This is a genomic window from Streptomyces sp. NPDC043812 (assembly GCF_056436245.1).
Genome location: NZ_JBWKCY010000055.1, coordinates 1 through 13,702 on the forward strand (window position 1 = coordinate 1; position 13,702 = coordinate 13,702).

16 protein-coding genes, 1 tRNA gene and 1 pseudogene are annotated in these 13,702 nt (G+C 66.4%); 14 read left to right on the forward strand and 4 right to left on the reverse strand.

From position 1 onward, the window contains the following. Nucleotides 1-390: 390 nt before the first annotated feature. On the forward strand, nt 391-993 hold the full coding sequence (locus tag AC067Z_RS37625; RefSeq protein WP_478794156.1) for a hypothetical protein: 603 nt from the start codon (nt 391-393) through the stop codon (nt 991-993). A 402-nt stretch (nt 994-1,395) separates the two neighbouring features. Beyond that, nucleotides 1,396-2,499: a hypothetical protein gene (locus AC067Z_RS37630; protein ID WP_478794157.1), complete on the forward strand. Its 1,104-nt coding sequence runs from the start codon at nt 1,396-1,398 to the stop codon at nt 2,497-2,499. 264 nt (nt 2,500-2,763) lie between these two features. Here the strand turns inward: AC067Z_RS37630 and AC067Z_RS37635 are convergent, their stop codons facing one another. Further along, the gene (locus tag AC067Z_RS37635) at nt 2,764-3,378 is read right to left on the reverse strand and encodes a TIR domain-containing protein (protein ID WP_478794158.1); all 615 of its coding nucleotides are present in this window, start codon (nt 3,376-3,378) and stop codon (nt 2,764-2,766) included. Then, the gene (locus tag AC067Z_RS37640) at nt 3,375-4,358 is read right to left on the reverse strand and encodes a DUF4231 domain-containing protein (protein WP_478794159.1); all 984 of its coding nucleotides are present in this window, start codon (nt 4,356-4,358) and stop codon (nt 3,375-3,377) included. Before AC067Z_RS37640 ends, AC067Z_RS37635 begins: the two co-directional genes overlap by 4 nt. 458 nt (nt 4,359-4,816) lie before the next feature. On the opposite strand from AC067Z_RS37640, the gene AC067Z_RS37645 reads away from it, so the two are divergent. Then, nucleotides 4,817-5,611: an NUDIX domain-containing protein gene (locus tag AC067Z_RS37645; RefSeq protein WP_478794160.1), complete on the forward strand. Its 795-nt coding sequence runs from the start codon at nt 4,817-4,819 to the stop codon at nt 5,609-5,611. On the opposite strand, the gene AC067Z_RS37650 is transcribed toward AC067Z_RS37645, so the two are convergent. After that, nucleotides 5,595-6,638, reverse strand: coding sequence for an XRE family transcriptional regulator (locus tag AC067Z_RS37650; protein WP_478794168.1), 1,044 nt, complete (start codon nt 6,636-6,638; stop codon nt 5,595-5,597). The two genes, AC067Z_RS37645 and AC067Z_RS37650, sit on opposite strands and share 17 nt — an antisense overlap. Nucleotides 6,639-7,058: 420 nt before the next feature. Between AC067Z_RS37650 and AC067Z_RS37655 the strand changes: the two genes are divergently transcribed. From AC067Z_RS37655 to AC067Z_RS37705, 11 genes and pseudogenes are all read left to right on the forward strand, one after another. Next, complete coding sequence (locus tag AC067Z_RS37655) at nt 7,059-7,412, forward strand: SCO3933 family regulatory protein (RefSeq protein ID WP_030835946.1); 354 nt, start codon at nt 7,059-7,061, stop codon at nt 7,410-7,412. Nucleotides 7,413-7,414: 2 nt separating this feature from the next. Beyond that, nucleotides 7,415-8,770, forward strand: coding sequence for an FtsK/SpoIIIE domain-containing protein (locus AC067Z_RS37660; protein WP_478794161.1), 1,356 nt, complete (start codon nt 7,415-7,417; stop codon nt 8,768-8,770). 84 nt (nt 8,771-8,854) lie between these two features. After that, nucleotides 8,855-9,544: a DUF2637 domain-containing protein gene (locus tag AC067Z_RS37665; protein WP_478794162.1), complete on the forward strand. Its 690-nt coding sequence runs from the start codon at nt 8,855-8,857 to the stop codon at nt 9,542-9,544. A 19-nt stretch (nt 9,545-9,563) separates the two neighbouring features. Then, nucleotides 9,564-9,758, forward strand: a complete 195-nt coding sequence (locus AC067Z_RS37670; protein WP_478794163.1) for a hypothetical protein — start codon at nt 9,564-9,566, stop codon at nt 9,756-9,758. A gap of 1 nt (nt 9,759) precedes the next feature. Further along, nucleotides 9,760-9,951: a mobile element transfer protein gene (locus AC067Z_RS37675; protein WP_031108984.1), complete on the forward strand. Its 192-nt coding sequence runs from the start codon at nt 9,760-9,762 to the stop codon at nt 9,949-9,951. Between the two features lie 13 nt (nt 9,952-9,964). Further along, the gene (locus AC067Z_RS37680) at nt 9,965-10,120 is read left to right on the forward strand and encodes a hypothetical protein (RefSeq protein WP_478794164.1); all 156 of its coding nucleotides are present in this window, start codon (nt 9,965-9,967) and stop codon (nt 10,118-10,120) included. 18 nt (nt 10,121-10,138) lie between these two features. After that, nucleotides 10,139-10,462, forward strand: a complete 324-nt coding sequence (locus AC067Z_RS37685) for a SpdD-like protein (protein ID WP_478794165.1) — start codon at nt 10,139-10,141, stop codon at nt 10,460-10,462. 89 nt (nt 10,463-10,551) lie between these two features. Next, complete coding sequence (locus tag AC067Z_RS37690; RefSeq protein WP_478794166.1) at nt 10,552-10,740, forward strand: hypothetical protein; 189 nt, start codon at nt 10,552-10,554, stop codon at nt 10,738-10,740. Further along, complete coding sequence (gene repSA, locus AC067Z_RS37695) at nt 10,733-12,109, forward strand: replication initiator protein RepSA (protein WP_478794167.1); 1,377 nt, start codon at nt 10,733-10,735, stop codon at nt 12,107-12,109. Before AC067Z_RS37690 ends, repSA begins: the two co-directional genes overlap by 8 nt. Then, complete coding sequence (locus AC067Z_RS37700; protein ID WP_274816391.1) at nt 12,106-12,294, forward strand: helix-turn-helix domain-containing protein; 189 nt, start codon at nt 12,106-12,108, stop codon at nt 12,292-12,294. Before repSA ends, AC067Z_RS37700 begins: the two co-directional genes overlap by 4 nt. Continuing rightward, nucleotides 12,294-13,518: pseudogene (locus AC067Z_RS37705) on the forward strand (tyrosine-type recombinase/integrase). Before AC067Z_RS37700 ends, AC067Z_RS37705 begins: the two are co-directional and overlap by 1 nt. Before the next feature lie 87 nt (nt 13,519-13,605). Here AC067Z_RS37705 and AC067Z_RS37710 read toward each other — a convergent pair. Further along, nucleotides 13,606-13,681: transfer RNA gene (locus tag AC067Z_RS37710), tRNA-Arg, on the reverse strand. Nucleotides 13,682-13,702: the final 21 nt, after the last annotated feature.

A 13,702-nucleotide genomic window follows, 5' to 3' on the forward strand; every position in this document is an offset into this window, starting at 1 on the left:
GACCAGCGAAAAGGCCCTCCGGGGTGGAGGGCCTCAACGTGGTGCGCGCTGTGCGCCCCCGGCAGGACTCGAACCTGCGGCCAAGCGCTTAGAAGATGCGGGCACGCCCTGGTGGGGCGGTCAGATGGCAGCTTGATGCCTCCGTTCCGGGTTGCCGAGTGCCGCTGCCGTCCGCCGTCGTTGCCGTCAGGATTGCCGTCACTGCGAGCGACAGAGTCGGGCGATCAACTGCTGTATCAAGCGAGTGGCACGTGCGGAGAACCCTGCTCAGGTGGTGTGCGCTCCCTTTGTGCGCTGGTTGCCACCTTGTGTGACTCGCTTGGGCGCAGCACGGTTTATGGATGCTGCTCGGTGCTGTGCTGCAGGACCATCAGGGAAGGGCGGTACGTCGTGGGTTCAGCCAGTCAATGGGCACGTGAGACCTTCGGGGACATAGCCGGTGAACTGGCGGACATCATCCCGGCCTGCCTCGTCCGGGCTCATGAGCGGGCCCGCACCGGGCACGAAGGCGTCCACACTCAGACGCTCGAAGCCTACGGACATGGCCTCTACGCCGTGCAGTACGAGGAACTAGCCGCCGGCATCGCCGAGCTTGGGGAAGGTGTGCGCCTGCAAGGACGCACGATGATGCTCGTCCGGGGCCACCTGATCTACCCCCTCCGCTACGCGAAGAAGGACGTGCCCGTGACGGCTGCACGTCTCCGTCGGGCCTCAGGCTTTCGAGCAGATCTGATCCGCCGCCACGGCCCTCCTCCTAGGCAGCAGGCGTTCGACCTGGACTGGGGAGAACTCGATGACTCCGAGGTACATCCAGATCTGGAGCTGCTTCCCGAAGACGTGCAGCTCGTTCTCGTCGCGTATGCCTGCTCTATGGAGAAGGGCGTCATGCGCATTGAATGGGGTTCCGCGGAGTTGCGCAGGGAGGACCGGTACCTGATCTGGCACCGTCACGAGCCGCTGCCAACCACTGTCGGCGGCTACGACTGTCGTTAGTAGCCATCTCCGGTCGCCCCTGAGCGCCCTCGAACGGCCCAGAGTAGGCCCAGAATCGGGGGTGCTCACTCAGGAGGTTGGGCTTCTACCTGCAACTGCTCGCTGTGGAGCGAGTGACGGTGCGGTCGGGTTTGAGGTGGGCGTTTCCCCAGTGGATGACTTGGATGCCGTTCTCTGGGGCGGCTGTGAAGAACACATACGCCAGCTTCGTGGATGCACCCAGGGCCTCAAAGGTCTAGTGCAGTTCCTCACTCCACATCCAGTTCTGGGTCAGGGAGTTGCGACAGCGATCGGTCTCGACCAGCGTCCCGTTGTTGTGCATATCGCACGTACCCGTCTGGGCACCTTATATAAGGTCGTATCGCCTTCAAGGTGACGCGGCAGCCCGACGGGAGGACGACCATGACCTGGATGACCAACGGCTTCCGAAACGACTTCAAGACCTTCTGGGCGAAGCTCCCACCGCTACTGAGTGGTGAGGAGCGTATCTGGCCGACCTGGCAAATCGATCATCTCGACAAGCTCTTCACCCTGGCTTTCGAGGCCGTGGCCAGGGCCAACTGCGGCGTCGAGGAGCGCCTGCGGGCGATGTGGGGCAACCGTGAGGCGACCTTCGCCCTCTACCTGCGCAGCTTCGCCCACGAGAGCCTGGCATCCGGCTCGGCCCGCGGCGAAGTGCTGTCGTTCGAAATGCCGGGTATCGAGACCCCTCAAGTCTTACGCGACCAGTTGGGCAGCGATGCCATGGCCGTGCTCATCTACAACCCATCAGGCTCAGCGTCCGCGACGCTTGGCGTGCCCGCAATCGATCGCCCCCTGGGCATCGCGGTCGGCGCCACCTGGGAGGAGGCCGTGGGTCGACTCATCGGGCGCGCCGACATTGTCGTCTTTGCAGCCAGTGTCATGACTGGCGGGGTTGAGACCGAGCGCGCGCTGCTACAAAAGGCCCGTGCCCAGGAGCACACCCTGATCCTGTTGGCAGAGCCGCCCGACGAGACGATACTCGCCACCCATCGGTGGGTGCACCAAGCACCATTGGCCACCGCCGCGCCACGAGCCACGCCCGAGCATTTCGCTGGTTTCCCCCACATAATCAACGGTTGGAACGCCCGCGACGCCGGCGCCATCGCTGCCCTTGCTCGGGCCATACGAGGCATCCGTGACAGCCGCCGCCCCGCCCTGGCGGGCGGTCCACCGGAGCTGCCAACGATCGAGGTCGACGAGTCGCTCAAAGTCCAGGCCCAGCTCGAGATCTCACTCGGCATCCGCGAGGTCAACACGGGCCAAACCAAGCGGGCCATTCTGCACTTCACCGCAGCGGTCCACCTCGGCTACGAGGCCTGCTCAATCCCAACGATGTTCGACGCCTACGCACAGCTGGCGCGCTTGTCAACGACGCTCACCGACCCGTTTGCGAGTGAGTACCACTGGCTTCACGCGGTGTTCGCTGTTGGCGTCCAGCACGGCTTCGACGCCATGGTCTCCAAATTCTTCGAGGGGCCCTGATATGCGCAACCGTCGCGTGCTGCTCTCGACTTGGTTCGACTGACCTCTTCGCCGGTCGAACTGCGGCCTGGCAGTGCGGCAGCCGCTGCACAGCCACAACTAATCAACGGCGGCCGTGACCTGCGGCCGCCTTATCGATCAACGTCCTGGCCTGCACCAGGACGCGAGGACTAGGGAAGGATGCTCCTGGTTACCTCAGTCCGGTGTCATTGACGTCACCTGTGGATGTCAGGCGTTTGTCGGCGGTGCTGTCGTATGCCACAGTCATGGACAGGTAGAATTTATCTTCTTTCTGGCGCGGCTGTTGTAGATGAGGTGGTCTCGGGTGCTCCTGGCGTCGAAGGCGTCCTGGATCCAGTTCTGCAGTGTCCCGCCACGGGTCGGGTATTCGTAATACCGGGCGTACCCGATGTCCTTTGTGCCATCTCTGATCACGTTGTCCTGCACTCTTGGAGGAAGTTTTGCGCTAGGGCTCTTAGCGGAAGGTAGCTGAATTGCCATCAGTCCATTGAGGCGGTTTACCTTGCCTCTACGCAAAGAGCTATAAATTTCCCAGTCGACGAACTTTCTAGCCCAGGTGCATTTTCCTACCATGACTATTGTGACGGTCGAGTTCGCGAGGTACTTGCTTCTGATTCGGTCCATGATGTAATCGCTGTCTTCACTCTCGATTACAGGATCGTCCTCAGAGACGCCGATGGCCCTTGGGATGAAGTAGTCCCCGAAAGACTCGACGAAAGACAACACTTCCTCAGCGTCGACAGCGTGATAGCTCAGGAAGCACTTGTGGCGAACTGGGGAGTCCGCTTTGTGCTCAAGCTGTCGGGAGATTGCAGTGAGTTGAGTCTGAGCCAGTCTGGCCTGGTAGGTGAGAGTCATCCGTTCCTCCTTGCAGCCCTAAGTCCAACTCTGCGAGCCAACCACATGGTGTGTTCCCGGCTGATAGCTTGCTCCGCAGAGACTACGTAGTCTGACCACTTCTCCTCGTTTGAGATGCTCTCGCCTGTTGCTCGAACAAAACTCAGTTCGGCAGCGGTCAGTGCATACGCCGAAGACAAATTGTCGTATTGCTTGACCTCAAGCCAGGCGCCTCCGGCAGCGACGGCGGCGGCAAGGGTCGCTCCCATGTCGAGGTTCGTGATATCCAGCAGTGTGATTACGGTTGTTGCGATTCCGAGAATCTCGAATGAAACCAGGGTGAGGCGCCAGCGTTTCGCGTCACTTTCGTTCTCTTTGGCCTTTTTTTCGTACCATGCCTGTTGGTCTGAAACTCGGAGGGCGAGGTAGGTAGCTTTGCGGGCGGGTAGGTCGGATGCTCGGATCTGGCGCATCCTCGGTGTTACCTGACTCGATCCAACAGAGAGCCCGGGGAGGTTTGGGGATGACTCTGCGAATAGATCCTGGATTCGCGCCAAAAGAACATCTTCTGCCCTGTCCGGCGTGAGGCTCGCCGGAAACGGTTCCGCTATTGCCATGTATCGCCAAGCCAATGTCTTGGCTGACTCTGCAATTGCTCTGCCGTGATACCAACGTTCTTCCGGTCTGTCTCGAAGTAGATGCACCTCGAGAATGAGGGCAGTAGCGAAGGAAATTAGTGCGATACATGTAGAGGTAGTTTCCGGCCAGCTATCATCTTTGCTGCTGGCTGCCGCGATTCCGGCAGTAGCAGCCAAGACTGCCAATTGCAAGCGTCCGCGTGTCCAGCGTAGATATTCCTTTTGTGACTGCTTTGAGATTTCGTCAGCCGAAGCGAAGATGCCAGGCAACTCCCGTTCGGCTAGCGGATTCTGATGCGGCGGCACACGCTCCCCGTTCTGGCGGTACGAATCAAGGTGCCAGATTAGCGCCTCGGGAGTCATGACGAGCCGCCCACGCTGAACTAGAGGTCGGTGGAGCGGCTTTGGGCTGGAGCTGCTTTGGCGCGAGTGATCATGGCCCCGTAAGCTTCCGGCGCGTCGGGCAGTCTGTGGACCTGCCCGCTAAAGCACGACGTTGGGGCCATGATCTTCGAGGCTCGCGCCAAAGTGGCTGCCTAAAGCCGTGGAGCCGACCGCCCCAGCCACAGAGGGTGTCTCCCACTTCATGCCCGCAGCCGCAGAGCGCGCCGTCGGGCGCGGCCAGCCGGGGCGCAGACAGGAGGCAGGCCGCGCCGCAGAGGCGGCGCGCGCCCGCGCCGTGCGCGGGCACTTGATGAAGTAGGGAAACTCTTACCGCGCCCGTGGCGATCAACAAGGGCGGTGGGCACCTACGAACTTTGGTAGGTGGTCGCTACGCTTGCTCCCACAGTCACTCAAGCTTCAGGGAGCGTGCTCACCGGATGGGACCGAAGTCGGAGCGGGTTTACCGCACGATCCGCGAGTGGATCTCGACGGGGAAGTACTCGCCTGGCTCCAAGATTCCATCTGAGCGCACCCTGTCCGAAGAGCTGGGCATCGGCCGTACAGCTCTCCGCCAGGTGCTGGCGAAGCTCGTCGCCGAGGGCGCCATCGAGGTGCATGGCCGTAGCTCCTACCGGGTCCCGGATCGGTCAGTGACCATCCAGGCGCCGGCGGATGTCGAGCCGTGGCAGATCCATGGTGAGAGGACTCTGTACGACAACCGTTGGGTGAAGCTCAGCCTCGTCGACGTCGAGCCGCCAGGAGTCGACCGCTTCGAGCACCATGTCGTGAAGCTCCACCACGTGGCCATCGCGGCCGTCATCGACGACCAGGACCGTGTCCTGATGATGTGGCGCTACCGCTTCGTGCCCGACTCGTTCGGATGGGAGCTCCCGGGTGGCATCGTCGACGAGGGGGAGGACTCCTTGCAGACGGCGCTGCGTGAGGTCGAGGAAGAAACTGGCTGGCGGCCGGACTCCCTTGAGCAGGTGGTCACGTATCAGCCCATGGTGGGTATGGTCGACTCACCGCACGACATCTTCGTAGGCAAGGGCGCCAAGCTCGTAGGAGAGCCGACGGACCTGGAGGAGGCGGGACACATCGCGTGGGTGCCGCTCTCTGACATTCCTGGCCTCATGGCGCGGGGCGAACTCATGGGCTCTGGCACCCTCGTCGCCCTGCTCCACGTCCTCGCTTCGCGTGGCGCTGGCGTTTCGCCTACAACTGCTGCGTGAGCTGCTCGATCCTGCGCCTCTGACGTACCGACCCGGTGCGGTTCGCTATCAAGCGACCCTGACGGAGATGCTCTTGCGCCTGGTCGTACTCGCCGCGGGCCATGTGTGCCTGCGCGAGATCGCAGCGCAGCCCTGCGGACGCCCGTATGAACGTCGGGTCGGCTGTGTCCAGGGCTGTGTAGAGACTCTGGACTGCTTCGTGATCACCGATCAGGGCGAGTGCGTTGCCGCGCCATCTGGCGAGGTGCCCCTCATTGAGGAAGATGCTCAACATGTCCGGGTCGCGGGCTTCCTCACCCGGAGGTAGGGACCGTATGGCGCTCTCCAGTGCGCGCTTGCAGTCGTCGGGCATACCGGCTCGGGCGCATATCTCGGCATCTGCGGCGTGCAGCCAAGCTGTAAGGCGTGGGGACATGGCCGTGCCGCCGAGTCGCTGGGCCTCGCGTATGAGCTGCACCGCCATGGGCGCCCGTCCGGCGTCGCAGAGCACGTAGGCCTGCTCGGCTGTGGCGTGCGCCAGGTACATCGGCTCTTCGGCCTCTTGGGCGGCGCGCTTGCCCAACTCGTAGTGCCGCCAGGCTCGCTCAATGGCTCCGACGTCAAGAGCTTGCCAGGCGGCGAGTGTTGCTGCTCCTGCCAAAGCACGTGCGACTGGACGCCGGGTTTCGGGCAGCACGGCGAAGGTGAGGGCGTCCTCAAGCGTCGCAAGGTGGGCCGTCATCTGGTCGACGAGGCTTGTGGCCCCCATCTGCCGATCCATGGTTCGGAGCAGCTCCGTCTGGTCCATGAACGTGTTCACCATGGTCGCGCTGATGCTGCGAGCTGCGTCGATGCGGCCCATCAGCTCGTCATACCCATCCGCTGTGACCGATGGCGTCAGCAACTCAGTCTTGCCAGCTAGTTCGTCGTCAGTGATGCCAAGCAGCGCTCGCAGTATCCTCGCGTAGCGAGTCGAGATGGAGCGCCGGCCGTTCTCCCACTCCGAGACGTACACGCGCAGGCTGGCTGTTGATGCGACGTCGAGCATGTGTTGTCGCGCATAGCGCTCGATCTCCCGAACGAGTCGCTCTTGCGACCATTCCCTTGCGCTCCTTGCTGCCTTGAGTCCGTTCGTCACGTGGCGCCGCCCTGCCTGGAGTACAGAGATCTCATTGCAGCATGCCTTAGATCACCGCAGGTCGGCAGGGGTTAACGCGTCAGGTGTTAACCCCTTTTGGCTACCGGGGTGTTGGCAGAAACGGTTCCCTAGAACTGTCGCAGCAAGGCGAGTTGAGAAGCCGCAGCAGCGACAGCGCTTGACATCTGGTGCGCACCAGATGCAACCTACTGGTGCGCACCAGTAGGGGCGCGAACCAGCAGCTTTGCTGCGCTATCTGTCAACGCACGAGAGCGGCGACCCACCGCCAAGCAAGTACGCCGCTCCCCCCCCTCTCAAGGGAGTTCCATCATGCGTCAGATCCCCGTTGAGACGTCCGGCGCCACCGTGATGGTGGCCAAGGCCCCGCAGCCCAAGGTCCGTGACCGCCGTACCGGTGAGATCGCTATCGACGCTGACGGCGTCAAGCTGATGACCGTGGACGTGATGTTCGCGGCCAACGACGAAGTCGAGATTCTGTCCATCACCGTCCCGGAGCCCGGTATCTCCAGCGACCTGGCCATGGGCACCCCGGTCGCTCTGACGGGGCTGATCGCCCGGCCGTGGGAGAACGAGTTCAACGGCCAGAAGCGGCACGGGATCGCCTTCCGCGCGGTCGCGGTCACCTCGCTGGCCGCCACCGGTTCGGCATCCGAGGCGGCCTGATCATGACGTGGTTCATGGTCGCTGTGGTTGTGGTCGTCGCTGCTGCGGGTCTCCTGCGGTGGCGGCGCCCCGCCTGGTACTGGCTGACCTTCGGGGTCATCGTTGCCACGGTGCGGGTCCTGGTGCGCTACGCCTCGGTCATGGACGCCTGCGGCCTGACGGTCCCGCCCTCGCGCTGGCGGCTGGCTCTGGCCCGGGTGGCCAACCGGCCGGTGCCGGAGTCCCGGGTGCCGCGCATCCTGCGGTTACGCCCGACCCGGACCGGGCTGGTCCTGCGGCTCAAGCTCCGACCGGGACAGGATGCCTTCGACGTTTCGGCGGCCACGGACCGGCTGCGCCACTCCTTCGGGATGTACGGCGTGACCTCCCGCGAGGTTCGTTCGGGCGTCGTTGAGGTGCGGATGACCGGCTATGACGTGCTCAAGCAGGTCCAGATGCCCGCCAAGACCGACACGCGTCCGATGCGGGTACCGGTCGCGCTCAGGGAGGACGGCTCGGTGCACTACCGCGACTATCGCGCGGTTCCGCACGGCCTGACCCTGGGGGCGACGGAGTCTGGGAAATCGGTCTACCAGCGCAACCTTGTGGCCGGGCTGGCCCCGATGGACGTCGCCTTGGCCGGTATCGACTGCAAGCAGGGCGTTGAGCTGTTCCCACTCGCGCGCCGGTTCTCCGCCCTGGCCGACAACCCCGACACCGCCTTGGAACTGCTCGAAGCCCTGGTGTCGCACATGGAGGAGGTCTATCAACTGATCCGGGCTGAGCAGCGCATCAGTGTCGCGGTGCCGGATGCGGAGATCGCCGCCGACATCTGGGACCTGCCCGACGACATCCGCCCCGTCCCGGTCGTGGTCCTGGTCGACGAGGTCGCCGAACTCGCCCTCTTTGCCGGCAAGGAGGAGGAGAAGCGCCGCGACCGCATCATCACCGCCCTTGTGCGTCTCGCCCAGCTCGGCCGCGCGGCCGGCATCTACCTGGAGATCTGCGGGCAGCGCTTCGGCTCCGAACTCGGCAAGGGCATCACCATGCTCCGTGCTCAGCTCACCGGCCGCACCGCCCACCGCGTCAACGACGAAACCTCCGCCAACATGGCCTTCGGCGACATCTCCCCGGACGCCGTCCTGGCCGCCATCCAGATCCCCGCCGAGACACGCGGCATAGCGATCGCCGGTGACTCCACGGGTGGTTGGCATCGCATCCGTGCCCCGCACACCTCGCTGCGCCAGGCCGTGAATCTCTGCAACAAGTACGCCGACCGCACCCCCGACGTGCCCGCCCTGGCCCCGTTCCGGCCCGCGGTCGCCGCGTTGCCCTCGGCCCAGGTGCCGCTGTCCAAGACAGCCCCCGCCACCGCCTGACCCTTCCCCTGTCCCACCGGTTGGCGTGACCGCTTCGCGCCGGGTCCCTACCCCCGCCATGCCTCATTACAGGAAGGAGCCGTGATGGCCCGCCCCGCTCTCCGCGTCGACGCCGTCCTGGTCCAGGCCGTCATCGCCGGGGCGCTGTCCTTCGCCCACCTCCACGACCTCGCCGCCGCTGCCGGACAGGACGGCTGGAAAGCCTGGGCCTACCCGATCAGCGTGGACCTGCTCCTGGTCGCCTCCTGGCGGCGGCTGCGCTCCGACGGTCCGTCCCGGCTGGCCTGGTGCTGGTTCGTGATCGCCCTGGTGGCCTCGCTCGGCGCCAACGTCGCCACCGCCGGACTCCTCGACCTCGACCACGTCCCCGCGTGGCTGCGCATCCTGGTCGCCGCCTGGCCCGCCCTGGCGTTCATGGGCGGCACCCTCCTCGCCCACTCCACCACCGAGCAGGTGCCGGAACCGCCGGCACCCGCAGCCCCGGTCACCGAGCCGGACCCTGAGCCGGTCACCGAGACCGAACCAGAGCCGGAGCCGGTCTCGGCGGTCGACGACGCCCCGGCCCTCCCGGCTGCCGAGCCCGCCCCTGCAGAGCCTGCCCGGGTCGCCGCTGCTCCGGCTGTGCCGGTCCCGGCCGCGCTGGTCGACCACGCCCGCAAGGTCGCCGACGACCACCAGACCCGCACTGGTACGCCGATCGACACCGACACCCTGCGCGCCCGCCTCGGCGTCCCGCCCCAGCTCGCCGACGCCATCGCCGCCCAACTCACCTGACATCGACGGGAGACACGCCATGACCAGTGACCCGGCCGACCTGACCGCCGCCGACCACCTCGACGCCGCCCGCGAGATGACCGCCGCGAACCGGCCCCTCCTCGCGCACCTGCTCGCTGAGGAAGCCGCCCGCCGCACCCCCGACCCGGCCACAGCCGCCGGTATCCGCGCCGCCTACCCCTACCCGGCCCTGACCCGAGAGGAGACCGACTGACATGCCCGCTCGTGACCACTTTCACTCCGTGATGCGGATCGGCCCGGTGCAGATCGGCACCCACCGCGACCGCCACGGCCAGACCAAGTACGCCGCCGTGTGCACCGCCGACCGGTGCGGCTGGTCCTCCGACTACTCCAGCCAGTCCGCCGCCCAGCTCGCCGCCCGCACCCACCGCTGCCGCGTCCGCTAGGAGGCCCTCCGCCATGGAAGTACCGCTCTGGCTCGCCCTGCTCATCGTCGGCTACCTCGGCGTCAAGCTCATCCGCCCGCCCGCCTGGCTCATCGCCGTCCTGCTGCTCGGCGGCTTCCTCCTCGCCGACAGCGTCCTGGCCCCCGCCATCGACACCTTCATCAAGTAGCCGAAGGGAGAACCGCTGATGTTCCGCCCGAAGATCCCGACCATGCCCACGCCGACCGGTCAGGTCAGCCCGCCCGCCGTGGTCGAGCCGACCACCATCGTCCCGGCCGCCCAGACCCCGCAGCCCGCCCCGGTGGCCCCGGCCCCCGCGCCGTCCCGGCCGACGGTTCAGCTCACCCCCGGCACGGCCCTCGCCCTCGTCGGCGGCGGCACGGCCGTGGTCCTGGTCGTCGGCGCCGTCCTGGTCTCCATGCTCCTGGCGGTCGCCATCACCGGCGCCTCGCTCGCCATCTGCGCCGTCGTCTTGCGCTCGCTGCTCGCCTCGGAGACGAAGCGCCGCTGACCGGCCCCCGGGCGGCTCCGATACCGCCAAGCATCCGCCGCCCGGGCGCCGTCCCTATCCGATCCACTGAACCGGAAGGAACCCCCAGCATGACGCACCCCACCGCCACGCCGATGCCCCGCATCTGCCCCAACTGCGACGGCTTCGCCTCCGCCGCCATTAGCACCGGCGGCCGCGACCGGCACGGCCACCTGCCCACGCTCACCATCGACTGCCGGGCCTGCAACGGCCAGGGCACCGTCCCCGCCCGCCGCGTCCGGGAGGGTGCGCGTGCCTGACCTGCTCGACCCGACCACCCTCGGCGACCTGCTGAGGGTGGCTTCGGCCTCCGACTACAGCCGCTGGGAAGACCAGATCCGCCGCACGGGCGGCTGCTCCGACCCCATCCACCTCACCGGCTGGACCCTCCACAAGGACAAGACCACCGGCGAGACCCTGCACCACTACTCCACCGAGACAGAGCCGGGCGGCCGTCTCCGCGTCGCCTGCGGGAACCGCCGCGCCTCGCGCTGCCCGTCCTGCGCCTGGACCTACGCGGGCGACACCTACCACCTCATCCGCGCGGGCCTGGCTGGCGATGACCGACGCGATATCCCCGCCACCGTCCGCGATCACCCCCGGGTCTTCGCCACCCTCACCGCCCCCTCCTTCGGCCCGGTCCACAACCGGCCCGACCGAGGCACCTGTCGCTGCGGCACCCGCCACGCCGCTGACGATCCCGCCCTCGGCACGGCCCTGGACCCGGCCACTTACGACTACGCGGGCGCCGTGCTGTTCAACAACCACGCCGGGCAGCTCTGGCAGCGCTTCACCAACCGGCTGCGCCGCGAGATTGCCGCCCGCGCCGGCATCACTCAGCGGGAGGCGAAAGAGTGCGCCCGCCTCTCCTACGGCAAGGTCGCCGAGTTCCAAAAGCGCGGCGCCGTGCACTTCCATGCCGTGATCCGCATCGACGGCCCCGACGGACCCGAGACCGCCCCGCCGTCCTGGGCGACGGTAGATCTCCTGGCCGACTCGATCCGTGCAGCTGCCGCGCACTCCTACACCTCGGTCTCCGTCCCGGCCTCCGAGGACCAGCCCGCTCGTACCTTCCGCTGGGGCACCCAGCTCGACGTCCGGCCCGTGAAGGCCTTCGGCGACGGCTCCGACATCACCGAACAGGCCGTCGCCTCCTACGTGGCCAAGTACGCCACCAAAGCCGCCGAGAACACCGGCACCCTGGACCGGCGCATCGGCGAACTCGCCGAACTCGACCGCCACCAGGTCCCCGACCACACCCGCCGCCTCATCAAGGCCTGCAAGGAACTCGATCCGTTCTACCCGGACCGGCGCCTGTGGGCTTGGGCTCACATGCTCGGCTTTCGTGGCCACTTCTCCTCCAAGTCCCGCCGCTACTCCACCACCCTCGGCGCCCTCCGCCAGGCACGCGCCGACTACCGCGCCGCCCAGGAACATGCCGCCCTCGGCCTGGACGACCGCGAGCCGGACACCGTCCTGGTCCTGGCCGACTGGCAGTACGCCGGACACGGCCATACCCCCGGCGAATCCGCCCTCGCCGCCACCATCGCCCGCGACATCCAACTCAACCGCGAAACCGCCCGCGAAGCACTACGCGACCAACTCGCCCAGGAAGGAGCCGCAGCATGACCACCGCCACTCCCGAACTGCTGACCGTGCCCGAAGTCATGGCGCGGCTCAGGCTCGGCCGTTCCACCGTCTACGACCTGATCCGCTCCCGCCGTCTGGTCTCTATCACGGTGGGCCGTTCCCGCCGCATTCCGGCTGATGCCTTGCGCGACTTCATAACCCGTGAGATCGAGGAGGCTGCCTGATGGCCAAGCGCAACCCCAACGGTGAGGGCACCATCTACCGCCGCAAGGACGGCCGGTACGAGGGAGCTGGCTACGTCCTAATGCCGGACGGCACCTACAAGCGCCGACGGGTCTACGGCCATACCTGGGAGGAGGCCCGGAAGAAGCTCACCGAGCTGCTCTCCAAGAGTGACCAGGGCATTCCTGCGGCCGACACGACCGAGAGCCTCGGTACCTACCTCCCGTACTGGCTTGAGCACGTCGTGAGCCACAAGGTGCGGCCTTCGACGGTCTACAGCTACAGCAAGCGCGTGAACGCGTACATCGTGCCCCGACTTGGAAAGAAGAAGCTCGCCCGGCTCTCAGCCAAAGACGTACGCCTCTTCCTCGACTGGGCTCGTCAGGCCTGCCAGTGCTGTGCTCAGGGACGTGATGCCGCTCGTCCGGCCGGTGCCCGTCGCTGCTGTGCTGCCACTCCCAAGCGCTGCTGCGAGCGTCGGCTGTCGCCGCGCATGGTCCAGTACCTGCACGCGGTGTTGCGGAACGCCCTCCAGCACGCGGTCCGTGAGGAACTGGTGCAGCGCAACGTCGCCAAGCTCGTACAGGTCCAAACTCCTCGGTACCGGGTCGGCCGCGGCCTGTCCGTCGCTGAGGGGAAGAAGCTCCTGGACGACGTACGTGGCGATCGGCTATGTGCGGCGTACGTGCTCGCGCTGTACCTGGGACTCCGACGCGGCGAACTGCTTGGACTCCACTGGTCGGACGTTGACCTGGATGGGGGATCGCTGGAGATCCGAACGGCCCTGCAGCGGGTCAACGGAGAGCTGACGCTCACCGCGCCCAAGACGCGCCGCTCGGAGCGACCCGTACCGCTCCCGGCCGTGTGTGTCGACGCACTCCGCCGGCACCGTGAGCGCCAGGCGGAAGAGCGCGAAGCCGCGGGGGGAGCAGTGGCAGGAAACCGGCCTGGTCTTCACCACCCGGCGGGGGACCCCGATCGAGCCCCGGAACCTGAACCGGCACTTCTACGCGATCCGCGAGCGGCTCGGCCTGGACGTCCGCTTCCATGACCTCCGCCACACCTGCGTGACCCTGCTGCTCGGCCTCGGGATCCCGCCGCACATCGTCCGGGACATCGTTGGGCATAGCGCCCTGGACGTGACGATGAACATCTATGCGCACGCCGACATGACGGAGAAGCGGGCCGCTCTGGACAAGCTGGGAGATCTGCTGTCCGACGAGTGACGGGGTCGTTGCCGTCAGCGTTGCCGTCAGAGACACGAAACGCCCTGGAGGGGAGATCCCCTCTGGGGCGTTTTTGCTGGTAGGAGGTGGCGCCCCCGGCAGGACTCGAACCTGCGGCCAAGCGCTTAGAAGGCGCCTGCTCTATCCACTGAGCTACGGGGGCCGGAATCGGCCTTGCTGCCGG